This is a genomic window from Neisseria sp. P0022.S009 (assembly GCF_051956675.1).
GTDB lineage: Bacteria > Pseudomonadota > Gammaproteobacteria > Burkholderiales > Neisseriaceae > Neisseria.
On sequence record NZ_JBQCXE010000047.1, the window covers coordinates 1 to 524 of the forward strand.

Here is a 524-nt window from a genome sequence, read left to right on the forward strand (position 1 = left end):
GTGCATTACTTTATGGCGGTATTGCGTGTGTACGCCTTGTTCTACAAGGGCCAACACTACGTCGTTCGAGACGGAGGGGTTGTGGTTGTGGGTGGGTTTGTGGGTTGTTTGGTGGTTGGTTGTTGTTGGTTTGGGGGTTTGTGTTGGGTTGTTGGGGTTGGGGGGGGTGTGGGGGTTGGGTGTGGGGGTTGGGTGTTTGTGTTTGTTGTTTTTTGGGGTTGTTTTTGTTTGTGTAGTAGGTTGTTTGGTGTGGTTGGTGTGGTTTGGGGGTGGGTTTTTGGGTTGGGGGGTGGTGTGTGTTTTGTGGTGTTTGGGTGGGTTGGTGGTGATTGGTGGTTTTTTGTTGTTGGAGGGTGTGTTTGCCGATGTCGGGGCGGTTTCTGTTTTGCCGGCGCTGGATGGGCTGCTCAACAGGAGTATGCTCGGTGGGGGGTCGTTGGTTTTTGGGTCGGTTTTGGTGGTTTTTGGGCTTTGTGTGGTCGTGTGGGTGGTTTTGTTTTGTTTGGTTGTGTGTTGTTTGTTGT

1 protein-coding gene is annotated in these 524 nt (G+C 51.9%); it reads left to right on the forward strand.

Going from position 1 to position 524, the window contains the following annotated elements; genetic code table 11:
• Window positions 1-12: 12 nt before the first annotated feature.
• A partial coding sequence (locus ACTHUG_RS11365; protein ID WP_440422276.1) for a hypothetical protein occupies window positions 13-524 on the forward strand: 512 nt, incomplete at its 3' end.